Raw genomic sequence first — 21,098 nt, 5'->3', positions numbered from 1 at the left:
GCATCTTCCTTGTCACGTATTGGAGTTGTCAGAATCCCATGGGCCGCAGGGCGCGGAGCTGCTCCAGGGTACAGTTGGCGAAGTCAAACCCGAGGGGCAGATCCCTGAGTCCCACATTCAGCGTAGCCATGTTTCGCACAGTATTGAAATCACCTGAGAAATTTGCCAGCTGGATCACATTGCCAGCGCCGATCTGCTGGAGCGCAGCGCCCTGGCTGCCGGCGTCCACCAGAATCTTCAATCCGCCTCCCTGCTGCGCCACCAGCACTCGGCCTGCCTCATTGGTAAAGGTGCCGGAGCCGGTCCAGGGTACGGCACCGTTGTCCGGTTCAAGTTGCCCACCCTCCCGGGAAATGACGATCTCGAGATTATTGAGGCCGTCGTTGAAGTCGCCGGCGCTGCGCACGCTCTGGGAAATGCCCTGGACATCCCGCAGGCCCGCGCCCCCCACTACCTGCCCGGTGCCCGGTGGCGGCGAGGCGACTTCCGGGTCGGATTGACCTGACAAGTCGGTGACATAGAGGCTCGGCTGGGCCTTGCTGTCGAGCTGGAAGGTCACGCCGGCACCCACGGTCTGACCGGCACTGTTCGCCCAGACACTGCTCATGGTCACGCCGAAATGGACGATGCGGCCAGGCATGACATAGCGACCACGCAATTCGCTCAGCTCCGCATCACTGACCTCGGCGGGGCGGAACGGACTGGCGGCCTGGGCGGGAAGGCTGAACAAGAGGCATGCTCCGATGAGCCATACAAGGGTTTTCATGATCTTCTCCCGCTATCGGTTCTCAGAAAAAGTCGCTCTGCAGAAAACCAAACTCCATCAGCTCGGCATCCTTGACGGGGCGGAATCTGTTCAGGCGGTGTTGAGCGGTCAGCGGCTCAGGAGGATCCAGCAGCGCATTCTCCCTGTTGTAGCCGGGACCGATCACGGCAAACACGATGCCGTTCCAGCCACTGGCGAAATCCTCAAGGGACATCTTCTTGTGTCCCAGGACCGGATCGCCGATATATACCCAGTCGTCGCTGCTTACCTGCATCACCACGAAGTGCTTGTAGCCCCGGACATCCAGCAACACTATGACCGGTACCTTTACCTCTTCCAGCTGCTCTGGCTGAAGCCGGTAGCCCCGTGCTCTGAGTCCCAGGCTTTCGGCGTAGCGCTTCATGTCCAGCATGGAAAACCCCATGCGCTGAACCAGGTGCGGGTCTGCCTCGGCGAGCATGCCTTCGATTACCTGCTCCTCGCTGAAATTCCAGCCGTAGGCTTCATTCAGCAGGGTGGCCATGGCGGCTGCGCCGCAGCTGAAATCGGTCTGCTGCTGGACCAGATTGGCAAATCGCCGCTCGCGCATGCTTTGCACGGATTTGAAGGCCAGTCCTCCCCCGGGCAGGATGGCCAGGGGTTTGGGGGCAGCATGGGCGCCGAACTGAGCCAGGCCAAGAACCATACTGACCAGGACCACGCGCATGCAGAAACTCATATATAAATATCCCTGAAAAGGAAGCCCGGGGCTCAGCCCCGGGCTCGGCAACCCTTACGGGCAGCCCTGACAGCCTGCCGCGATGGACAGGGTGTTGCTCTGCTGGTTGGCACCGCCTGCGGCGATGTTCACCCCGGCATTACCGGAGAAGCCGTTAAGCGAGCTGACCAGGTTGGCATTGTTCTCCACATCCAGGTTTCTCGACGGCTGAGTGGGCTTGGGCGGCTTGGGCTGCCAGCCAGTAGTGGTAGCACTGAGGGTGTCGGTATCCACGCCGTTGTAGGTATCGCCGGCGACGGCGACCTGCAGCACCTCGATGCTGGCTTCGGCATTGGCGGCTTCAGACGCGTTGGCAATGGCCGCGTCGTTCTTCTGCTGGTTGAAGGCGCCGGCAGCGACGTTCAGCCCCAGGTTACCGGAATAGCCATTGGCCACGGTGTCTACCCCAGCGTTGTTGGTCACGTCCTGGTTAAGCAGCGAGTTGCCGCCATTGACCTGCAGCACGCCGACACTGGCCACAGCACCGAACACGAAATCGGCATCCGCGTCGGCGGTGGAAATCGCCAGTGCGTTGGCCTGCTGGTTGGTATCACCGGACACCACGTTCACTCCCGCATTACCGCTGCCCCCATCCAGAGAGCTGGCCACGCCGGCGTTGTTGGTAGTGCCCAGGTTATCTACGCTGTTGCCCAGACTGATCTGTGCATCAGATACGGAGGCGCTGGATACGCCCTCACGCGGCTCTTCAGGAGTCGGTTTCGGGGGCTTCGGATGACCTGCCAGAGCACCCAGCGAGAGGGAAGCGGCAACAACAAAGGCGATCGCACTAATCTTGTGTTTGGTTTTCATGACCTGAATCCTTGTATGGCTTTCATTTTGTGTTTACTACTTCTTACTACTCCAGGATCCGGATGCCGAGGTTGTTGACCATACGGTTACCAACCCCGGCAGCCTGATTCAGCTGAACCACCCCGCGACTGTCGGCGAACGCCTGATCATCGATCTCGACCTGACGCTCCCCCGCCCCGTGCGGCCCTGCAGCTGACGGGTAGGACGAACCCGCGGTGGCCTGTGCCAGACCGCTGTCGTCCAGGCTCTCGGGGCGCACTCCCGCACCCACCCGAAAGCTGTTGATCTGTTGATTGGCTGCTCCAGCCCCCTGGTTCACCCCCAGGACCCCTGAGCCGCCACTGAAGGCATTACCGTGAATACCGGCGCGCATGTCATCCGCACCCAGTGCCTGCGGCAGCGCACCGAGCTGCTGCTCGACGCGGATGGACGGGTCCGTCCCCGGAGAGACAGCCCTGGCATTGACCTGCTGATGCAGCTCCCCCGCCGCCTGGTTGAGCATGAGCACGCCGGAGTACCCTGCAGCGCTGGAGCCTATGGTCGCGGTGCTGTCGGCGCCCACACCGAGGGCTGCCAGCAGCGCCGAGCAGGCAATCAGGACCGCCAGCGATGACCTGCGGCTCATTTGCCCAGCCCCTGCAGGGGGCGCAACCCCTGATTCACGCTGCGATTGATCTCGCCACCGACACGCCCGACGTTACCCGTGGCACGCCCCACACTGCCGGCGCCCGCGGAGCCTGATACTCCCAGCCCGGCCCGGCCCGGTGCCTGTCGGTCGGCCTGCAGCACCGGCTGATCGAATAGGTGCACGCCATTGGCCAGACTGCTGCCGCTGCTCACCCCGGCGAAATCGGCGTCCGACAACTCGCCGGGCAGCCGAGCACCCTGCACTGCGCTTCGCACCTGAGCCGAGTGGTTCGGGTTGGCGGTCTGCGGGTTGGGATCCGGCACCAGCTCCTGCCGGGTGGCCGAGCGGGGCTGGACATCGCGGGTAAGAACTATCTCACCGTCAGCAGCACGGACTGGCAGCTGGGTGGCGATGCAGATGAACAGGCCGATGAAACAGACCAGCCACTGTGGAATCAGCGAAGAGAATTGGGTGCCCATTGTTTTGTTCCCTGATTGATCTGGAACCGATGCGTCCGCTTGTCCAAGCAAGAAAGCAACCCCTGTGCCAGATCGGGAATTCATAGGCAGATCAATGACTTGGGAGCGATGTAAGCGATCTCTTCGGATCAGGTGTTTCAGATCTGTAACAAGGATAAAAGACAGAAAACTCTCAACCGTGCGCGGGCCCTGGCGTTGAGCGCAATGGAGCACAGCCAGGGGGCTGTATCAGATGTGAGAATCCGGCAGAAGACCCCGATTTCAGCTGGGTGCAGGGCAGATGAAGTGTTTCAGAAATGAGAAGGCCGGTCCCGCACAATGGAGGGACCGGCCTCGAGGAGGGACCTGAGGGTGGAGGAATCAGTTCCGCCGCAGGTGTCCGGCAGACAGGTTCAGCCGCACTTGCTGTCACCGCAGGCCAGGCAGGTCAGGCAACCATCCATCTGCACCGCCGCCTTGGTATGGCACTTGCCGCACAGCTGGGCGCCAGCGGGATATTCCTGAGTGCTGTCGTCACGCTCTGCATCGGCCCGCCCCTGGGCAACACGACCGGTGAACTCGGCGCGCTTCTGCTCCAGGTAGGCGCGCTGGTGTTCGTCGATCTCGTCCTTGATCAGCCCGATATGCTTGAGGTGCTGTTCCAGCACATCACCGATCTCGGCTACCAGCGACGGGCTCCAGCGGCCACCGCGCTTCATGTAGCCGCCCTTGGGATCGAACACGCTGCGCAGCTCCTCGACCAGGAAGGTACAGTCGCCGCCCTTGCGGAACACCGCCGAGATGATCAGCGTCAGCGCCGAGATCCACTGGTAGTGCTCCATGTTCTTCGAATTGATGAAGATCTCGAAGGGGCGACGCTCTTCGTGCTCGCTGCCCCGGTTGAGGATCACATCATTGATGGTGACGTAGATCGCGTGTTCGGAGGTAGGTGTCTTGATCTTGTAGGTGCAGCCTTCCAGATGCTCGGGACGCTTGAGATTCTCGTGCATTTCCACGTAATCGGTCTTGGCCGGCGCTGCCGGGGCTGCCTTTTCCTCCGGTTTGACCACGGAGTATTCAACGATCTTCTTGCTTATCTTTATCGACATGCTGCTTTCCTCGCTCCGCCCGATGGCGGAGCCATTCAATGGATTCCGGTGCCTCAGAACTTGCCGTAATAGCCTTCCTTGAGAGCGTCATAGAGGTTGGCCGCGGAGTGCATCTCCCCGTCGTACTCGACCTCCTCGTTACCCCGGGCCTCGATCACGCTGCCGTCCTCGAGCTTGAAGCGGTAGGTGGTATTGGCCAGATCCTGTTCCTTGACCAGTACGCCCTGGAAGGCTTCGGGATTGAAACGGAAGGTGGTGCAGCCTTTCAGACCCTTGTGGTAGGCGTACAGATAGATGTCCTTGAAATCCTCATAGGGATAATCCGTCGGCACGTTGGCGGTCTTGGAAATCGAGGAGTCGATCCACTTCTGCGCGGCGGCCTGAACATCCACGTGCTGCTTCGGCGTGACCTCGTCCGCGGAAATGAAGTAGTCCGGCAGATTGCGGCCCTCGCCCTGTGTCTGGGGCAACGCCTCGGGATCAATGGACTCCCGGTAGGCCAGCAGTTCGAAGCTGAACACGTCGACCTTTTCCTTGGACTTCTTGCCTTCGCGGATCACGTTGCGGAAATAGTGATGGGCGAAGCTCGGCTCGATGCCGTTGGAGGCATTGTTGGCCAGGGACAGGGAAATGGTCCCGGTCGGCGCAATCGAGCTGTGGTGAGTGAAGCGCGCGCCCTTCTCGGCCAGGGCCGCTACCAGCTCCGGATCTTCCTCGGCCACCTGCTGCATGTAACGGCTGTACTTGGCCCAGAGCACCTTGCCCTTGACCTTCTGGCCGACCTTGAAGCCATCCTTCTTCATCTCCGGACGCTTGGCCAGCATGGCGCCGGTCACGGTGAACTCCTCATCCATCAGCGGCGCCGGGCCCTTCTCCTCGGCCAGCTGCAGGCCGGTACGCCAGCCCTGGAGCGCCATCTCCTTCGACACCCGCTCGGTGAACTCCAGCGACTGCTCATCGCCGTAGCGCATGCGCAGCATGGTCATGGTAGAGCCCAGGCCGAGGAAGCCCATGCCGTGACGACGCTTGCGGAAGATCTCGTTGCGCTGCTGTTCCAGCGGCAGCCCGTTGATCTCCACCACGTTGTCCAGCATGCGGGTGAAGATGTCCACCACCTTGCGGTACTCCTCCCAGTCGAAGCGCGCCTTCTCGGTGAAGGGATCGCGCACGAACAGGGTCAGGTTGATCGAACCCAGCAGGCAGGCGCCATAGGGCGGCAGGGGCTGCTCGCCGCAGGGGTTGGTGGCACGGATCTCTTCGCAGAACCAGTTGTTGTTCATCTCGTTCACGCGGTCGATCAGGATGAACCCCGGCTCGGCGAAATCGTAGGTCGAGGACATGATCATGTCCCAGATCCGACGTGCCTTCATGGTGCGGAAAATCCGGCAGGCAACCAACCCGTCCTCGCGGGTCACGTAACGCTCGTTGTTCGGCCACTCGCGCCAGATGACCTGGGCCGGGTCGTTGATATCGACCTTGTCCACCTCGGCTTCGGCCTCGCTCAGCGGGAAGGCCAGCTTCCACTCGCCGTCGGCCTCGACCGCTTTCATGAACTCCTCGGTAATCAGCAGCGACAGGTTGAACTGGCGCAGGCGACCACCTTCGCGCTTGGCGCGGATGAAGTCGGCCACATCGGGGTGACCCACATCGAAGGTAGCCATCTGCGCACCGCGACGGCCACCGGCGGAGGACACGGTGAAGCACATCTTGTCGTAGATATCCATGAACGACAGCGGGCCGGAGGTATAGGCGCCGGCGCCGGACACGTAGGCACCGCGCGGGCGCAGGGTGGAGAACTCGTAACCGATACCGCAGCCGGCCTTCAGGGTCAGGCCCGCCTCATGCAACTTGGCCAGGATGTCATCCATCGAGTCGCCGATGGTGGCGGAGACGGTGCAGTTGATGGTCGAGGTCGCCGGCTTGTGTTCCTGGGCACCGGCATTGGAGGTGATGCGTCCGGCCGGGATGGCGCCATGGCGCAGGGCCCAGAGGAACTTCTCGTACCAGGTCTCACGCAGTTCGGGGGCTTCGACGTCGGCCAAGGCACGAGCTACCCGCTGGTAGGTGGCATCGACGGTCTGATCGATGGCCATTCCTTCCTTGGTCTTGAGTCGATACTTGGTATCCCAGATATCTTCCGAGGCAGGCTGCATGGGAATACTGCTGACCACATCGCGCAGACGCTGCACCTTGGCTGCTTGACTCATCATCTTCTCCTGAAATGATTGTGTTCAGCGCATGGAGGGCGCCCGCACGACGCCCGCACCGAATCACTACCTGTTGTGCATGGAGAAGAATCCTAGACCCACATATAGTTAATGACAACCGGAAAATTTGATCTCGCAGTCTTGACTTGCGGGGAAGCCGCAGAAGATCAGGCTTCGGCGACTTCGCCGTCAATCGGAAAGAAGTTGCCGTCGCTCCAGACACCCAGACGCGCCTGACCGTCCACCTGATGTTCGGTGGCCAGCTCGACCAGCTCATAGAACACGTTGCGGTGGATCAGCGCCCGCAGATTGTCCCGCAGCAGTACGTAGGGCGAGGGCTCGCCGGACTCCGGATCAACCGACACGGAAATGGGGTGGGCAGCGTCGGCAACCACCTCGTGCTCCAGACTGGTGAAAAAACGCAGGCGCTGCTGCTCACCCGCGCCTTCGGCCTCCAGACGCACCGCGACAAAGGGTACGTCATCCACACGGATGCCCCACTTCTCCACCGGCGTGACCAGATAGTAGCGGCCATCCTCCTCCAGGCGCAGGATCCCGGAGAACAGCTGGGCCAGCGCCAGCCGGGTGACCGGCCCACCCTCGTAATACCAGGTGCCGTCGCGGGCGATATGCATATCCAGTTCCCCGCTGAAGGCAGGGTGCCACAGGTGTACGGGTGCCGGCTCCCGGGCGGCGCTCAGCACCGACTCCGGCAGGTGCTTCAAGAGGGATTGGGCTGGTGGTTGGCGATTATCCATGGGGGCTCCTTCTTCGGCCTATGTCAGCGACTGCCCAACAGTTGACGGGTATAGGCCTGCATGGGTTCCCGCAGCAGATCTTCGGGCCGGGAGCGACTGAAATCCAGAAAACCGGTACGGCTCTCGATGGTGGTGAACTCCACCAGGCGCTCGGTGGATGCTTCCATCAGCAGCATCTGCAGGTTCACATGATCCCTGCCCACATGTCCGTCCTCCGGTGCAGGCGCCGCAGTGTCACCCTCCCCGCTCGCCCTGGCCCTGGCAAAACGGGTGTACAGCAGATAGTCCATGCCCTGCTGCCTGGCTCTGCCCAGGGCCTCGTCCAACCCAAGCGGCTGTTCGGCCCGGCGCACCTGGGGAAATACCTGCACGGCGGCGGCGAAGGCTTCCTCGGCAAGGATGTTGGGCCTGGCCCCGGTATGCCCTACCGGAACGAAGTGGCTCTGGGCGATATACAGCCGCGAGTCGGCCTGCAGCCGCCAGTTGCCGCCACGCTGGATACGGTAATTGTCCAGCAGACCGGCATCGCCGAGATAATAGCGCCCCTCCTCCACCATCTGCGAGGGCATGCAGCCCCCCAGCAACAGGCCGGCCAGGCCGACCATCACCACCCGTAGTGCTTTGGTCCTTTTCATAAGCCCCGCATCCATTCCGCGCGCAGTCCGGCGCGGTCGGGTCGTTCAATGGCAGTGCGAACCTGCGCCAGCATGCGCTCCTTGTCCCGTCCCAGCACGCCCTTGAGCACCAGGTAGTTGGACGCATGGTCGCTGCGGAAGACCGTGTCCTCGAGCGCCAGCTCGGACAGGAAACGCTCCATCTCGACGAACAGTTCCTGCTGATCCAGCGGCTGGAAATCGGGGAACTGTTCGCGGTAGCGGTCCAGTCCCCGGGGAAAGCTGACCACCAGGGTGGACAGGTAATCGGGCTGGGTGAGGTTCATCAGGCGCGCGGAATTGATGGCATGCTGTTCGCTCAGGGAGCGTCCACCCAAGCCGTTGAGAATCATCACCGAGGTTTTCAGCCCCGCCTCCCGGGCCTTGAGCAGGGCCTCGGCGGTGGACTCGAAGGTTTCGCCCTTGTTGACCCGCTGCAGCACCTCATCGTCGCCCGACTCGGCTCCGACATACAGCATTTTCAGACCGGCCTCGCGCAACTGCCGCAGTTCGTCCACCGATTTGCGTCGCAGATTGCGCGGCAGGCAATAGGAAGTCACCCGGTGAACCTCCGGCATGTGCTCACGGATCGCCTGCAGGATGCGCAGCAGCCTGTGGGTCGGCAGCACCATGGCGTCACCATCAGCGAGAAAGACCCGCTGCACGATCAGGCGCTCACCACACTGGCGAATTTCCTCGAGCACCCTTTCTTCATCCCGGGCACGGAATTTCTTCTGCGGCGCGGTATACATGTCGCAGAAGGTGCACTTGTTCCAGGAACAGCCGTTGGTCACCGGCAGGATCAGCGAATGGGCCTCGCTAGGGGGGCGGAAAACCGGCTCTATATAGTCGATGGGAAACTGGATTCGAGCAGTCATGCCTCACTCCGGAATCTGAACAGCGCACAGTTTACAGCATTGTTCCGAGCGGTTCCCCTGTCCCCGCCGATCACCCGTATGGGTTTAGCGCAGCCGACTGCAATTCTTTTAATGTCATCGATAGCAGCACATTGCTACTGAAGATTGCATAACAACAGGGATAACAACCATGCATTATCAGAACAGAACCGGCGCCGCACGTTTTCTCGCTACTTCGCTGGCTACCACCGTGCTGGCGGTCAGTCTTGGCGGATGCCTGTCCAGCGGCGGCGGTGGTGGCGGTGGCAGCACCACACCTGCGCCCAATCCGCTGCAGGTCAGCACCCAGCAGGGTGATTACATCGGTATCGAAGAAGCCGGCATGCGCGTGTACCGCGGCATTCGCTATGGCGTCGCCGAACGCTTTGCCAGCCCAGAGTTTCCGCCGGCCCATGAGGAGGCGGTACAGCTCAGCGAGGCCTTCGGCAGCGCCTGCCCGCAGAACGCCAGCCCCTTCGGTGAAGCCAGTGTGGATGAAGACTGCCTGTTCCTGAACGTATACAGTCCCGAAGAACCGGGCGACTACCCGGTAATGGTCTGGATCCATGGTGGCGCCTTCATCTACGGTTCCGGTGGTGCGAGCTACGATCCCCGGCATCTGGTGGAACGCGGCGTGGTCGTGGTCACGCTGAACTACCGCCTCGGCGCCCTCGGCTTCCTGCCCCACGCTGCCCTGGGCAACACCAACTTCGGCCTGCAGGACCAGCAACTGGCACTGCGCTGGGTGCAGGAAAACATCGCCGCGTTTGATGGCGACCCGGACAACGTCACCATCTTCGGTGAATCCGCCGGCGGTCACAGCGTCATGAGCCAGATCGCCTCCCCGGCTGCCGAAGGCCTGTTTCACAAGGCAATAGTTCAGAGCGGCTCCTATAACGGCAGCCAGGCACCGCTGGCCGTGGCTCAGATGCTGTTCGGCAACCCCACCATCGAGAATCTGGACGACTGTGCCGACACCCCGGATGAGGAACTGCTCAACTGCCTGCGCGCGCAGTCGGTCGAGGCCATCCTGGCCGCGCAGCCGGGCAATATCATCCCGGCAACCGGAACCGATACCCTGCCGGAGTCCATCACCGCCGCGCTGCAAAGCGGCGAGTTCAACCAGGTACCGGTGTTGATGGGCAGCAACCAGGACGAAGGCAGCCTGTTCACCCTGCTGGCTCTGGGTGACAACCCGGCCGGCCTGTCGTCGCTGGAAAGCTATCGTGCCTCGGTCGCCAGTCTGCTGCTCGAGGATCCGACTCTGGATGGTGAGCAGATTGCCGATGATTATCTGGAAAACTACATGGGGGTACCGGAGCCGCTGCGCTATATCACCGCCTACAGCGCCATTGGTACCGACTGGCGATTCAACTGCCCCAATAACAGTCAGTGGAACCTGCTGAAGGACAAGGTGCCCACCTGGGGCTACTGGTTCCGGGAAACCACAGCACCCCTGCTGGATGGCCTGCCCGCACTGATCCCGATGGGTGCCACGCACACCTCGGAAATCCAGTTCGTGCTCAACTCCCAGGAATCCCTCCGGGAACGGGGCGGCACCGATGAGCACATCAGTCTGGCCAACCACATGGCCGGTTACTGGGCCAACTTTGCGCGCTACGGCCAGGATCCGGCCATAGGTCCCAATGGAACTGACGGCGCGGCAGAGGCGGTCGAATGGCCCAGTCTGAGCGAAGCTGGTGAGATCCTGACCCTGGTGGCTCCGGATCCGAGTGCTGCCGACCAGGCGGACTTCAGCACCTACCACAGCTGTGAGTACTGGCAGTCTCCCCCGCGACGTTTCTGATCGCGCAAGGCTGACAGCTGCGCCGACCTAAGGTCGGCGCAGCTGTTTTACCCAGTCCCGTTACCGCTCGGGCCTGAAGGCCTCGCCCAACACCTGAAGAAAGTTGTCCCCGGCGACCCGGTGCGCCACGTCCTCGGCCAGTGCGTCGAGAAACACATCGAATTCCTGCATGTTCTTCCCCAGGCTGCGGAAGTCACCGACTACGTCCGACCCTATCATGAAGCGGTCAGGATGCTTGTTCACCAGCTCGACCCAGCGCGGGTCCGGTTCTCCTTTCTCATCCAGCAGATAAGGCTCCAGCATGGTCCATGACAGGTCGATGAACAGGTTGGGATAGAGGCCGAGCATGCGCTTGAGTTCATCAAACAGGAAGTCGAGCTTTTCCTGGTGGCGATGGATCTCCTTGCTGGTGCCGGCGTGGGCCCAGATGAAGCGCACCGTGGGATGGTCACGGAGCGCCTCTTCCAGCTCCGGCAGGTAGAGAGGATTGCGCTCGCGCTTGGAGGTGATGTTGCTGTGGATCATCACCGGCAGATCATGTTCGGCCGCGAGCAGGTAGATGCGCTGCATCGCCTCGCTGTTGGCCCTGGGCGTCTCGCTCTGGGTCAATGCGGTGAGATCATCGTGCCGGGTGAATACCTCGCCTATGCCCTGCCAGAATCCCGGGTACATCTCCAGCAGCCGCCTTATGTGCTCATCGGAGTTCTTGTCGTTGGGGTTGAAGCCGGACAGAAAGGGATGGAAGCGCCGGCGCTGCTGCTCGTCAAGCTGCTGCAGGGCGTGGGCCAGAATGTGATCGGTGCCACTGTACCAGTAGGCGCCGGCATCATCGCCGGCATAGTAGCGTGGGCGGCGGGGTTCATTCTCGTGCCATTTCTTGGCTACCGGAATGCCGCTGATCATCACGTGGCGGATGTTATGGGCATCCATCTGCTCGAGCAGCTTGTCCATGCCCTCGCTTTCCTGGAAGAAGTCCACGTAATGCAGGTGGGCGTCGGTATAGACATACTCCCGGGCCTCGGCAACCAGGCCGAACAGCCCGGTGAGCAGGTACACAAAACCACGGTGAAGGCGGGGCAAGGCGGGTAACTCCTGAATGGCGGGTTACCCGATAGACCGGAGCGCTGGGGTCAAGTTCATCCGGCTCAGGCCGGATCGTCCTCCTTGCGACGCTTGAGACGATTGCCCATGCGCACACCGATATCGGTCAGGAATCGCATGTAGCCCTCCTTGTCCTCGATGACCTCCTGCCAGAATGGCGAGTGGTACATGGACATGGCACCGTGCACCAGGGCCCAGGCCGCGCAGTAATGGAAATAGGCCGGCACGTCTTCCAGCTTGCCCTCATCGATGCGCTGCTGGATGACGCCGGTCAGATGATTGAAGTTGGAAGCCCGGATACCGTGCAGCTCCTCAATCAGCTCCGGCATCTGGTTGGCCTTGACCACCTTCTCCTCCAGGCGGTCGAACAACCGGTAACGGTCCGGATCGCTCATGCGAAAGGCGAAGTACTCGCGGGACAGGGCTTCGCGGTCCTTCTTGATGGTTTCCGAATGCAGCAGTGCCGCCAGATCCCGCTCGTAATCGAGCATCAGGCGAAGATAGATTTCTGCCTTGGATTTGAAATGCTTGTAGATGGTGCCCTTGCCGATGCCGACTTCATCGGCAATCATCTCTACCGTGACGCTGTCTTCTCCCTGTTCGAGGAACAGCCGCAGGGCGGCGGTGAGGATTTCCTGCTCCCGGCGACGAAACTCCCGGACCTTGCGCGACTCTTTCTGCATGAGCTTTCCTGCATGTGCGTGACGATAGTGCGCATTATGCCAATTTCATGACCATTTTCCCACTTCTGGTGTTTATGTGACCAGAAATTCACTCCCGCTCTCGCACGCCAGCCGTCGCGCTCGTACTGCGCTATGATTCACAGCAGAGTATTCAAAGGACCCCGCCATGCTTCATGACTGCCAGTGGAATGATGAATTCCCCCAGGATCCCGCGATCTGCTATCTCAACCACGCGGCGGTGGCGCCCTGGCCCAAACGGGCCGCCGAGGCGGTGAAGGCCTTCGCCTGCGAGAACCTGCACCAGGGCGCCCGGGACTATCCCCGCTGGGTCCAGCTGGAACACCGCTTGCGGGGTCAACTGCAGACGCTGCTCAACGCACCCGGCAAGGGCGATATTGCCCTGGTCAAGAACACCTCCGAGGCCCTGTCCTTTGTCGCCATGGGACTGGATTGGACCGAGGGTGACGAGGTGCTGATCAGTGACGAGGAATTCCCTTCCAATCGCATCCCCTGGGAGGCGCTGGCACCCCGGGGCGTTCGGCTCAGGCAGGTCAGCCTCAACGGAGCCGATCCGGAGGGCGCCCTGATCGAGGCCATGGGCCCGGCCACGCGCCTGCTCAGTATCAGCTCGGTCCAGTACGCCAGTGGTCTGCGCATGGATCTGGCGCGCCTGGGCCGGGCCTGCCGCGAGCGGGGCATCCTGTTCTGCGTGGATGCCATCCAGTCACTTGGCGCGATCGAGCTGGATGTGCAGGCAATCCACTGTGACTTCGCCATGGCTGACGGGCACAAGTGGTTGCTGGGGCCCGAGGGCCTGGGAGTGTTTTATTGCCGACGGGAGGTGCGGGACCGTCTGCATCTGACCCAGTTCGGCTGGCACATGGTCGAAGCACTGGGCGACTATGACAGAGCCGACTGGATGCCGGCGAGCACCGCCCGACGTTTCGAGCCCGGCAGCCCGAACACCCTGGCCCAGCACGCCCTGTCGGCCAGCCTGGAATTGCTGCTGGAGGTAGGATTGGGGCGGATACAGGAAGCACTGCAACAGCGCACCGCCTATCTCATCCAGTCGATAGGCGCCCTGCCCGGCGCGCGCTTGCTCAGCCCCGCCACACCGGAGCGACGTGCGGGCATAGTGACCTTCAGCTTTGCCGGCATCGACAGCCAGCGGCTGTATCAGCGCCTGATGCAGGCTGGGGTGGTGTGCGCAGCCCGGGGAGGCGGGGTGCGCTGGTCCCCTCATTTCTACACCTCGCAACAGGTACTGGACCGGGCGCTGGGGATACTTCGCGGGCTGTTGCAGGAGGCGCGAGGGAGCTGACCAGTCACGATAAACTCAGTGACCTTATTCCAAATCCGTTTAAGAATTGACGGTTGAGGACTGGCATTGTACGAAAAACCGTCAATACTTGTCACATCAGACCCCGATATCCCCCAAGCACCGGGGTCTGGCTGAACGGCTCCGTCCGTTCTGCATCACTCCTAATGGTCTTGACCCGAATTCTTCCCCCGGAATTCGGGTTTTTTTATGTGGCCAGGAAAAAGATCAGACTCATTCAGTCGCGGTCTGCCCCTTGAGCGCTGACAGATAGGGCGCCAGACGCCGACCCATTTCCTCGCCCAGCGCCTGCAGACCGCTCATGGGCCGGACCATGACCTCGAAGTCGACAATCCTGCCCTGGTCGTTGAAGCGGATCAGGTCGATCCCTTTCAATTGGCGGCCCCCCACCTCAGCGCTGAACTCCAGCATGACATTGAGGCCTTCGGTATCGGCCAGCTGACGGTGGTAGGTGAAGCCCTCGAATACCTGAATCACCGTACTCAGAATGGTGCTGACCACCTGTACTCCCGGGTAGGGTGTGTGGGCCATCGGCGAGCGGAAGACCACCTGCTCGTCGAGCATTGACGGCAGCTCGCTGAAGTCACGTCGCTCTACCATCCCATGCCAGCGCTGCAGCGCGGCGGCTACCGCGGGCGTCAGTGTCAGATCACTCATGTTGTTTTCTCCTGTTGAAAAGCCTGTTCGGGCTGTGGTCGCAGCAAGGCGGCAACCCTGTCGGCCCATAATGTGTAGATTTCAGCGCCGGGATGGAAGCCGTCGGCAGCCATCAGCGGCCCGGCCAGGGGTAACGGACCAACCAGTTCGCAGTCCGGACGACGCTCCACCAGCTCCTTGAGTCCCTGATTGAAGCGCCGTGCCCGCAGGCCCAGATACCAGCGCAGGGGTTGCGGCAAGGCGGGGAAAAGATGCATGGGGGGAACGGGAAAGACTATCAGTCGGCGCACGCCGAACCTGTTGCGGACCAGCTCCAGCAGTTGCTCGAACGCCTCGAGCCAGGCGCCGGCAGAGCGGCTGGCGGTAACATCGTTCACGCCGACCAGCAGCAGCGCGGCGTCGAATTGCCGTGGGGGCTCGGCCTGCAGCAGTTCGGTCAGCTCGAGGGTATCCACGCCCGAACGGGCAATCAGCTGCCAGTGCAGATGGGAGTGGCGGGCAAGTCGCTCGGCGAGCTGACCGGCCAGAGCCTGGCTCTGCTCTGCTACCCCTACGCCGGCGGCGGATGAGTCTCCGGCAATCAGCAGTCTCAGCGGTGGCCCGCTGCCCTGCTCGCCATGTCGATCCCCGCCGGGCTCCGGTAACCGCGGCGTTACCCGTCGGGTATGCCAGCCCTGCAGCAGAAGCAGCGGCCCCAGAATCAGTTTGAGCAGCAGATCCGCCATCACGGATACCTTAACCTGCGGACGCACACGCCGGTCCTTGTGATATGCCGCAAATTCCCATGCTGTTGTCCTTGTTGTCGGCCTGGCTGCTCGGCCGGTTGGGCAGTCTCGTTGCAGGCTATAAAGGGCACCTGCCAGTGTCAAGACGGCCCACAAGCCCCAGGCCCGAGCTCGAAATATCGAATCACCTGATATAAACATCCCTGATTTGCGCTTTTAACACAGCCCCGACTGGTCGATCATGACCTTCGGGGTCCAACTCCGCAATGGCAGGTGCTCCGGCCCCATGGGCCGGCACCTGTTCGCATCAGACAAGAAAAGGGGGTATTGCCATGGGATTGCTGATCAAGGGCAAATGGGTCGACCAGTGGTACGACACCGAATCCAGCAAGGGTGAGTTCATCCGCAGCCAGTCCCAGTTCCGCAACTGGGTGACCACCGATGGCCGGGCCGGGCCAACCGGGGAGGATGGCTTCCGGGCCGAGCCCGGACGCTATCATCTGTACGTATCGCTGGCCTGCCCCTGGGCCCATCGTACCCTGATCTTCCGGGTACTCAAGGGCCTGGAGAAGATGATCTCGGTGTCGGTGGTCAACCCGCTGATGGCCGAGCACGGCTGGACCTTCAAACCCGATGACGGGGTGGTGCCCGACCCCATCCACCAGGCCGAGTACCTGCATCAGATCTATACCGCAGACACGCCCGATTACAGCGGCCGGGTGACGGTTCCGGTGCTCTGGGATCGGCAGCGCCAGCGGATCGTCAGCAATGAATCGGCCGATATCATCCGCATGTTCAACAGCGCCTTCGATGACCTCGGTGCCCGGCCGGGTGACTACTATCCACAGAGCCTGCATGGGGAGATCGACGCGCTCAATGAGCGCATCTATGACAGGGTCAACAATGGGGTCTACCGCGCGGGATTTGCTACCAGCCAGCAGGCCTATGAGCAGGCCTTCGAGGCTCTGTTCGAGACCCTGGACGAGCTGGAGCAGCGTCTGGCAACCCGGCGGTATCTGCTGGGCGACACCCTGACCGAGGCGGACTGGCGTCTGTTCACTACCCTGATCCGCTTCGATGCAGTCTACCATGGGCACTTCAAGTGCAACCTGCAGCGCATCGAGGATTACCCCAACCTCTCGGGGTATCTGCGGGAGCTCTACCAGTGGCCGGGCGTGGCCGGCACTCTCAACCTGCAGCACATCAAGCAGCACTATTACCGCAGCCACACCACCATCAACCCCACCGGCATAGTACCGGCGGGGCCGCGGCTGGAGCTGGACAGACCCCACGGGCGCGACCGGCTCTGAAACTGGCAGCGCCCTGAGTGCTGCTGCCTCTCCTCAATCCTTCAAGCGGGCCGCCAGTCTGGCGACGGTTTCCCCCTGATGCCGGGCAATATCCAGCTCCACCGCGCTGGGCTGGCGCGAGCCATCGCCACCGGCAATGGTGGATGCGCCATAGGGCGTGCCGCCCCGCACCTGTGAAATGTCCGACAGTGCCGGCAGGGTGTAGCCTATGGGGACGATGATCATGCCGTGATGGGCCAGGGTGGTCCAGGTCGAGGTAATGGTCATTTCCTGCCCTCCCCCGGTACCGGTCGAGGTGAAGACGCTGGCCACCTTGCCAGCCAGCGCGCCCTTGACCCAGAGACCGCCGGTCTGGTCGAGGAAATTGCGCATCTGTGCGGACATGTTGCCGAAGCGGGTGGGCGTGCCGAAGATGATGGCATCATAGTCAGGCAGTTCCGCCGGTGAGGCGACCGGGGCATCCTGATCGGTCTTGCCGCCGGCCTTGCGGAAGGCCTCTTCGGGCATGGTCTCGGGTACGCGGCGGATGCTGACCTCCACTCCGGAAACCCTGCCGGCGCCTTCGGCGACCGCCTTGGCCATGGTTTCAATATGGCCGTACATCGAATGGTAGAGCACCAGAACTCGGGTCATGCCTGCTTCCTCCGGGGTGGGTGTGATGCATGCACTTCATGATAGAACATGCATCACGACCCGGGGTGAACCCCGGGTCGCCCTGCCCCCCCCCTCAGGCAAAGATCAGGAAGCGCTCCGCGTCATCCATGAAGCTCTTCTCGCCAAATCCGGCTTCGTTGGAGCCGAACGGCATCTGCGCACGCAGCTTCCAGGAGGCGGGAATGTTCCAGGTGCTGGCGACTGCTTCATCCACCACCGGGTTGTAGTGTTGCAGACTGGCACCGATGCCGGCGTCGGCAAAGGCTACCCATACGGCGAACTGGGCAATGCCCGAGCTCTGCTCCGACCAGATCGGGAAGTTGTCGGCATAGCTGGGGAACTGCTCCTGAAGCCCCTTGACCACGTTCTGATCCTCGAAGAACAGCACTGTGCCCACGCCCGCGGCAAAGCTGGCCAGTTTGGCCTCGGTGGTGCCGAAGGCCTCTGCCGGTACCAGCGGGCGCAGGGCCTCGCGGGTCAGCTCCCAGAACTTCTCGCTCAGCTCACCCAGCAGCACTACCGCCCGGGAGCTCTGGGAGTTGAAGGAAGAAGGTGCCTGGCGCACCGCTTCCTTGACCAGATCGATGATCTGCTCCGGGGTGGCCTGCAGATTGCGGCCCAGGGCATATTGGGTGCGACGCTGACGGAAAAGCTCGATTGCCTTGTTGGACATGCTCAGTCTCCTCGTTTACCAATGTGTATGAATGTCTGATGTATTGCCTTCAATTCGCCAGGTGCCCGAAGTGCCCGGCGCGAAAGTCCTGTATTGCCTGAAGGATCTCTTCTTCGCTGTTCATGACGAAGGGTCCCCGCCCTGCCAATGGCTCATCGATGGGTTCACCGGCCAGCCACAGCAGCGAAACGTCGCTCTGCGCGTCAAGCTGCACTCCGCTTCCCTCGCGGTCCAGGTGCACCAGCTGGCCATCGCTGACCGCAGTGCCATTGACCAGCAGCCGGCCCTGCAGCACTACCAGTGCCAGGGTAAAGCCCTCCCGGGTGGGCAGCTCCACAGCGGCGCCCTGCGCCAGACGCAGATCCAGCACGTCCATCGGCGTAAAGGTCCGGGCCGCGCCCTGAGCACCGCCGAATTCACCGGCAATGACCCGGAGCTGTCCTGCAGCCTCCGGCAGATCCACCACCGGGATACGGGATGACGCAATGCTCTGGTAGCCCGGCGCCGCCATCTTGTTCCGGCGGGGCAGATTGACCCACAGCTGCACCATTTCCATGGTCCCGCCCTGCAGGCTGAATGCGGGGGAATGGAACTCCTCATGCAATATTCCCGCTCCGGCGGTCATCCACTGCACGTCACCGGGACCGATCACGCCACCGGCACCGGTGGAATCGCGATGGGCCACCTCGCCCTGATAGACAATGGTGACCGTCTCGAACCCGCGATGCGGGTGTACACCCACGCCACGCGGCTGTTCGCTCGGCTCGAAATGAGTGGGCGGCGCGTGGTCCAGCAGCAGGAAGGGACTCAGGTGCCGGCCAAGCCCCTGGTAATCGAACAGTGAACGCATGGGGAAGCCGTCACCCACCCAGTGGGGGCGCGGTGCGCTGTAGATACCCAGAATACGTTTCATATCTCCTCCCGTGATCGGCCGCCGTGGGCGCAAGTCATGGAAAAGATGCTATTACAGGACCAACCAGCCCGGTAGACCATGATATTCTGCTTCAGCGTCCTATGAATGGAACGATAAGCATGCGTGATCTCAATGATCTCTACTACTTTGTCCAGATCGTCGACCACGGCGGCCTGGCCCCGGCCGGGCGAGCACTGGGCACTCCCAAATCCAGGCTGAGTCGACGCCTGGCCCTGCTCGAGGAACGCCTGAATACGCGCCTGGTCCAGCGCTCTACCCGGCAATTCATCGTTACCGAGGCCGGCCGCACCTACTACGGTCACTGCAAGGCGATGCTGGCCGAGGCCGATGCAGCAGATGAGGCCATTGCCCTGCGTCAGGCCGAGCCGCGGGGCGTGGTGCGCCTCAGTTGTCCCACGGCAATGCTGGAATCCCGGGTCGGCGACATGCTCAGCGCCTTCCTCACCCGCCACCCGCTGGTGGAGCTGCATGTGGATGCCACCAACCGGAGGGTCGACGTGCTGGGCGAAGGCATGGACCTGGCCATTCGGGTACGCCCGCCACCGCTGGAAGACAGTGATCTGGTGCTGCGGATACTCTCCGATCGGGGCCAGTGCCTGGTGGCCAGCCCCGCCCTGCTCCATGGCTGCCGTCAGCGTCCCTCATCGCCAGCGGATCTGGCGCAGATGCCGAGCATGGTGCTGGGCACACCCCAGGGCGAGCATGCCTGGCACCTGATCGGGCCCAATGCCGCCCAGGCCACAGTGCACCACTACCCGCGGCTGATCACCCGCAGCATGTCGACCCTGCGCAGCGCCGCCATCGCCGGTGTCGGCGTGGTGCAGCTGCCACGCATGATGGTTCGCGAACAGATCGAACGGGGTGAACTGGTGCAGGTACTGCCAAAGTGGGAACCGCGGCGGGAGATAATCCACGCGGTCTATCCGTCACGCCGAGGACAGCTGCCCTCGGTACGCAGTCTGCTGGATTTTCTGACCGCCGAATTCCAGGCGCTGGATGAGGACTGAGCCGGGACTGCAGCCTCAGGCCGCTGCGGTCAGCGGGAACAGGCGATGGAAGTTGGCCGTGGTGTTCTCCCACAGCTGCTGCAGCGACTCGCCGCGGATCTCGGCCAGCGCGGCGGCCACCTCGCAGACGAACTGGGGTTCATTGGACTTGCCCCGGTGCGGCACCGGGGCCAGATAGGGGGAGTCGGTTTCCACCAGCAGCCGATCCGCGGGGATACGCCGGGCGACGTCCCGCAGGGCGTCGGCGTTGCGGAAGGTGACTATGCCGGACAGGGAAATGTAATAGCCCATGTCCAGCGCGGCCCGGGCCATGTCCCAGTCCTCGGTAAAGCAGTGCAGCACGCCGGTATTGGGCAGATCCGCCTCCCGCAGCAGCGCCAGGGTATCGGCCCGGGCCTCGCGGGTATGAATGATCACCGGCTTGCCGGTCTGGCGGGCGGCCTCGAGATGATAGCGGAACGATTCCTGCTGCAGCGGCGCGCTCTCGGGCTCGTAGTGGTAGTCGAGCCCGGTTTCACCGATGGCCACCACCCGCGGGTGATTGAGTTCGGTCAACAGCCAGTCGAGCCCGGCCGGATCATTGCGCGACAGATCCAGCGGATGGATTCCCACGCTGCACCAGACGTCGCCGTACTGCTCGGCCAGCCCCTTTACCACAGGGGCGTTGGCGGCATCCACACCGATGCAGAGAAACTTGCCCACGCCCCTGGCACGGGCGGCGTCAAGCGCCTTGTCCAGCGAGCCCTCATGGGCAGTGAGATCGAGTCGGTCGAGATGGCAGTGGGAATCTATCAGCATCATTCACATGGTATGGGTCGGTCGGTCGGATTTCAGCGCTCCGGCCAGGTAGGTTTCGATCTTGCTGCGGGCGGTATTGTCCTGATCGCTGAACTGCACACCGATACCCGCGGCGCGGTTACCCTGGGCACCCCGGGGCGTCACCCAGACGACCTTGCCGGCCACCGGGATCTTCTCCGGCTCATCCATCAGGTTCAGGAGCATGAAGACCTCATCCCCCGGACGGTAGTTCTTGTTGGTCGGAATGAACATGCCCCCGTGCTTGATGAAGGGCATATAGGCGGCATAAAGCACCGATTTGTCCTTGATGGTCAGAGAGAGAATGCCGTTACGGGGGCCTTGTGGTGCTGTACTCATGGCTTGATCCT

Annotated in this window: 23 protein-coding genes; 4 read left to right on the top strand and 19 right to left on the bottom strand. The window is 62.3% G+C overall.

Annotated features, from left to right (window positions below):
* Nucleotides 1-28: 28 nt before the first annotated feature.
* The 10 genes from VF673_RS02450 to VF673_RS02405 all read right to left on the bottom strand — a co-directional run bounded on the left by VF673_RS02450 (nucleotide 29) and on the right by VF673_RS02405 (nucleotide 9,024).
* Complete coding sequence (locus tag VF673_RS02450; RefSeq protein ID WP_440290739.1) at nucleotides 29-766, bottom strand: hypothetical protein; 738 nt, start codon at nucleotides 764-766, stop codon at nucleotides 29-31.
* A 22-nt stretch (nucleotides 767-788) separates the two neighbouring features.
* Nucleotides 789-1,472: a C39 family peptidase gene (locus VF673_RS02445; RefSeq protein ID WP_440290889.1), complete on the bottom strand. Its 684-nt coding sequence runs from the start codon at nucleotides 1,470-1,472 to the stop codon at nucleotides 789-791.
* Nucleotides 1,473-1,538: 66 nt separating this feature from the next.
* A complete protein-coding gene (locus VF673_RS02440; RefSeq protein ID WP_440290738.1) occupies nucleotides 1,539-2,333 on the bottom strand; it encodes a hypothetical protein in 795 nt (264 codons plus the stop codon).
* 46 nt (nucleotides 2,334-2,379) lie between these two features.
* Nucleotides 2,380-2,958, bottom strand: a complete 579-nt coding sequence (locus tag VF673_RS02435; RefSeq protein WP_090538624.1) for a hypothetical protein — start codon at nucleotides 2,956-2,958, stop codon at nucleotides 2,380-2,382.
* Complete coding sequence (locus VF673_RS02430) at nucleotides 2,955-3,440, bottom strand: hypothetical protein (protein WP_440290737.1); 486 nt, start codon at nucleotides 3,438-3,440, stop codon at nucleotides 2,955-2,957. The genes VF673_RS02435 and VF673_RS02430 overlap by 4 nt, the downstream gene beginning before the upstream one ends.
* Nucleotides 3,441-3,832: 392 nt before the next feature.
* On the bottom strand, nucleotides 3,833-4,528 hold the full coding sequence (locus VF673_RS02425) for a TSCPD domain-containing protein (RefSeq protein WP_440290736.1): 696 nt from the start codon (nucleotides 4,526-4,528) through the stop codon (nucleotides 3,833-3,835).
* Nucleotides 4,529-4,581: 53 nt separating this feature from the next.
* Nucleotides 4,582-6,735 carry an adenosylcobalamin-dependent ribonucleoside-diphosphate reductase gene (locus VF673_RS02420; RefSeq protein ID WP_440290735.1) on the bottom strand — a complete coding sequence of 718 codons (2,154 nt, stop codon included), beginning with the start codon at nucleotides 6,733-6,735 and terminating at the stop codon, nucleotides 4,582-4,584.
* 167 nt (nucleotides 6,736-6,902) lie between these two features.
* The gene (locus VF673_RS02415) at nucleotides 6,903-7,493 is read right to left on the bottom strand and encodes a DUF1285 domain-containing protein (RefSeq protein WP_440290734.1); all 591 of its coding nucleotides are present in this window, start codon (nucleotides 7,491-7,493) and stop codon (nucleotides 6,903-6,905) included.
* 23 nt (nucleotides 7,494-7,516) lie between these two features.
* Nucleotides 7,517-8,128, bottom strand: a complete 612-nt coding sequence (locus VF673_RS02410) for a DUF4823 domain-containing protein (protein ID WP_440290733.1) — start codon at nucleotides 8,126-8,128, stop codon at nucleotides 7,517-7,519.
* Nucleotides 8,125-9,024, bottom strand: coding sequence for a radical SAM protein (locus VF673_RS02405; protein ID WP_440290732.1), 900 nt, complete (start codon nucleotides 9,022-9,024; stop codon nucleotides 8,125-8,127). The genes VF673_RS02410 and VF673_RS02405 overlap by 4 nt, the downstream gene beginning before the upstream one ends.
* Before the next feature lie 169 nt (nucleotides 9,025-9,193).
* Here VF673_RS02405 and VF673_RS02400 point away from each other — a divergent pair, with 169 nt between their 5' ends.
* A complete protein-coding gene (locus tag VF673_RS02400) occupies nucleotides 9,194-10,849 on the top strand; it encodes a carboxylesterase/lipase family protein (RefSeq protein WP_440290731.1) in 1,656 nt (551 codons plus the stop codon).
* Nucleotides 10,850-10,909: 60 nt separating this feature from the next.
* On the opposite strand, the gene VF673_RS02395 is transcribed toward VF673_RS02400, so the two are convergent.
* Nucleotides 10,910-11,929 (bottom strand): amidohydrolase family protein, encoded by a 1,020-nt coding sequence (locus VF673_RS02395; RefSeq protein ID WP_273126513.1) that lies wholly within the window; start codon nucleotides 11,927-11,929, stop codon nucleotides 10,910-10,912.
* Between the two features lie 65 nt (nucleotides 11,930-11,994).
* A complete protein-coding gene (locus VF673_RS02390) occupies nucleotides 11,995-12,633 on the bottom strand; it encodes a TetR/AcrR family transcriptional regulator (protein ID WP_440290730.1) in 639 nt (212 codons plus the stop codon).
* Between the two features lie 166 nt (nucleotides 12,634-12,799).
* Here VF673_RS02390 and VF673_RS02385 point away from each other — a divergent pair, with 166 nt between their 5' ends.
* Nucleotides 12,800-13,954 (top strand): aminotransferase class V-fold PLP-dependent enzyme, encoded by a 1,155-nt coding sequence (locus tag VF673_RS02385; protein ID WP_440290729.1) that lies wholly within the window; start codon nucleotides 12,800-12,802, stop codon nucleotides 13,952-13,954.
* A gap of 231 nt (nucleotides 13,955-14,185) precedes the next feature.
* Here VF673_RS02385 and VF673_RS02380 read toward each other — a convergent pair whose 3' ends face one another.
* Together VF673_RS02380 and VF673_RS02375 are read right to left on the bottom strand one after the other, a co-directional pair.
* Nucleotides 14,186-14,629 carry a nuclear transport factor 2 family protein gene (locus VF673_RS02380; protein WP_440290728.1) on the bottom strand — a complete coding sequence of 148 codons (444 nt, stop codon included), beginning with the start codon at nucleotides 14,627-14,629 and terminating at the stop codon, nucleotides 14,186-14,188.
* Nucleotides 14,626-15,381: an SGNH/GDSL hydrolase family protein gene (locus tag VF673_RS02375; RefSeq protein WP_440290727.1), complete on the bottom strand. Its 756-nt coding sequence runs from the start codon at nucleotides 15,379-15,381 to the stop codon at nucleotides 14,626-14,628. Before VF673_RS02375 ends, VF673_RS02380 begins: the two co-directional genes overlap by 4 nt.
* Nucleotides 15,382-15,686: 305 nt before the next feature.
* Here VF673_RS02375 and VF673_RS02370 point away from each other — a divergent pair, with 305 nt between their 5' ends.
* Nucleotides 15,687-16,664 carry a glutathione S-transferase family protein gene (locus VF673_RS02370; RefSeq protein ID WP_090538611.1) on the top strand — a complete coding sequence of 326 codons (978 nt, stop codon included), beginning with the start codon at nucleotides 15,687-15,689 and terminating at the stop codon, nucleotides 16,662-16,664.
* Nucleotides 16,665-16,697: 33 nt separating this feature from the next.
* Here the strand turns inward: VF673_RS02370 and wrbA are convergent, their stop codons facing one another.
* From wrbA to VF673_RS02355, 3 genes are all read right to left on the bottom strand, one after another.
* Nucleotides 16,698-17,297 carry an NAD(P)H:quinone oxidoreductase gene (wrbA, locus tag VF673_RS02365; protein WP_440290726.1) on the bottom strand — a complete coding sequence of 200 codons (600 nt, stop codon included), beginning with the start codon at nucleotides 17,295-17,297 and terminating at the stop codon, nucleotides 16,698-16,700.
* A gap of 94 nt (nucleotides 17,298-17,391) precedes the next feature.
* Entirely contained in the window at nucleotides 17,392-17,991 is a 600-nt protein-coding gene (locus VF673_RS02360) for a nitroreductase family protein (protein WP_440290725.1), read from the bottom strand.
* A 49-nt stretch (nucleotides 17,992-18,040) separates the two neighbouring features.
* Nucleotides 18,041-18,904 (bottom strand): pirin family protein, encoded by an 864-nt coding sequence (locus VF673_RS02355; RefSeq protein ID WP_090538608.1) that lies wholly within the window; start codon nucleotides 18,902-18,904, stop codon nucleotides 18,041-18,043.
* A 119-nt stretch (nucleotides 18,905-19,023) separates the two neighbouring features.
* On the opposite strand from VF673_RS02355, the gene VF673_RS02350 reads away from it, so the two are divergent.
* Nucleotides 19,024-19,932, top strand: coding sequence for a LysR family transcriptional regulator (locus tag VF673_RS02350; RefSeq protein ID WP_320330683.1), 909 nt, complete (start codon nucleotides 19,024-19,026; stop codon nucleotides 19,930-19,932).
* A gap of 15 nt (nucleotides 19,933-19,947) precedes the next feature.
* On the opposite strand, the gene VF673_RS02345 is transcribed toward VF673_RS02350, so the two are convergent.
* On the bottom strand, nucleotides 19,948-20,730 hold the full coding sequence (locus VF673_RS02345) for a TatD family hydrolase (RefSeq protein WP_090538694.1): 783 nt from the start codon (nucleotides 20,728-20,730) through the stop codon (nucleotides 19,948-19,950).
* Between the two features lie 3 nt (nucleotides 20,731-20,733).
* Nucleotides 20,734-21,087: a PilZ domain-containing protein gene (locus VF673_RS02340; protein ID WP_090538606.1), complete on the bottom strand. Its 354-nt coding sequence runs from the start codon at nucleotides 21,085-21,087 to the stop codon at nucleotides 20,734-20,736.
* Nucleotides 21,088-21,098 lie beyond the last annotated feature (11 nt).

The sequence above is a fragment of the Halopseudomonas sp. Lyrl_26 genome (genome assembly GCF_051948695.1).
GTDB lineage: Bacteria > Pseudomonadota > Gammaproteobacteria > Pseudomonadales > Pseudomonadaceae > Halopseudomonas > Halopseudomonas formosensis.
This window is presented reverse-complemented; position numbering and strand designations above follow the sequence as displayed.

Coding starts and splice junctions, on each gene's coding strand:
- VF673_RS02450 (WP_440290739.1), bottom strand. CDS start 766: ATGAAAACCCTTGTATGGCTCATCGGAGCATGCCTCTTGTTCAGCCTT.
- VF673_RS02445 (WP_440290889.1), bottom strand. CDS start 1,472: ATGCGCGTGGTCCTGGTCAGTATGGTTCTTGGCCTGGCTCAGTTCGGC.
- VF673_RS02440 (WP_440290738.1), bottom strand. CDS start 2,333: ATGAAAACCAAACACAAGATTAGTGCGATCGCCTTTGTTGTTGCCGCT.
- VF673_RS02435 (WP_090538624.1), bottom strand. CDS start 2,958: ATGAGCCGCAGGTCATCGCTGGCGGTCCTGATTGCCTGCTCGGCGCTG.
- VF673_RS02430 (WP_440290737.1), bottom strand. CDS start 3,440: ATGGGCACCCAATTCTCTTCGCTGATTCCACAGTGGCTGGTCTGTTTC.
- VF673_RS02425 (WP_440290736.1), bottom strand. CDS start 4,528: ATGTCGATAAAGATAAGCAAGAAGATCGTTGAATACTCCGTGGTCAAA.
- VF673_RS02420 (WP_440290735.1), bottom strand. CDS start 6,735: ATGAGTCAAGCAGCCAAGGTGCAGCGTCTGCGCGATGTGGTCAGCAGT.
- VF673_RS02415 (WP_440290734.1), bottom strand. CDS start 7,493: ATGGATAATCGCCAACCACCAGCCCAATCCCTCTTGAAGCACCTGCCG.
- VF673_RS02410 (WP_440290733.1), bottom strand. CDS start 8,128: ATGAAAAGGACCAAAGCACTACGGGTGGTGATGGTCGGCCTGGCCGGC.
- VF673_RS02405 (WP_440290732.1), bottom strand. CDS start 9,024: ATGACTGCTCGAATCCAGTTTCCCATCGACTATATAGAGCCGGTTTTC.
- VF673_RS02400 (WP_440290731.1), top strand. CDS start 9,194: ATGCATTATCAGAACAGAACCGGCGCCGCACGTTTTCTCGCTACTTCG.
- VF673_RS02390 (WP_440290730.1), bottom strand. CDS start 12,633: ATGCAGAAAGAGTCGCGCAAGGTCCGGGAGTTTCGTCGCCGGGAGCAG.
- VF673_RS02385 (WP_440290729.1), top strand. CDS start 12,800: ATGCTTCATGACTGCCAGTGGAATGATGAATTCCCCCAGGATCCCGCG.
- VF673_RS02380 (WP_440290728.1), bottom strand. CDS start 14,629: ATGAGTGATCTGACACTGACGCCCGCGGTAGCCGCCGCGCTGCAGCGC.
- VF673_RS02370 (WP_090538611.1), top strand. CDS start 15,687: ATGGGATTGCTGATCAAGGGCAAATGGGTCGACCAGTGGTACGACACC.
- wrbA (WP_440290726.1), bottom strand. CDS start 17,297: ATGACCCGAGTTCTGGTGCTCTACCATTCGATGTACGGCCATATTGAA.
- VF673_RS02360 (WP_440290725.1), bottom strand. CDS start 17,991: ATGTCCAACAAGGCAATCGAGCTTTTCCGTCAGCGTCGCACCCAATAT.
- VF673_RS02355 (WP_090538608.1), bottom strand. CDS start 18,904: ATGAAACGTATTCTGGGTATCTACAGCGCACCGCGCCCCCACTGGGTG.
- VF673_RS02350 (WP_320330683.1), top strand. CDS start 19,024: ATGCGTGATCTCAATGATCTCTACTACTTTGTCCAGATCGTCGACCAC.
- VF673_RS02345 (WP_090538694.1), bottom strand. CDS start 20,730: ATGCTGATAGATTCCCACTGCCATCTCGACCGACTCGATCTCACTGCC.
- VF673_RS02340 (WP_090538606.1), bottom strand. CDS start 21,087: ATGAGTACAGCACCACAAGGCCCCCGTAACGGCATTCTCTCTCTGACC.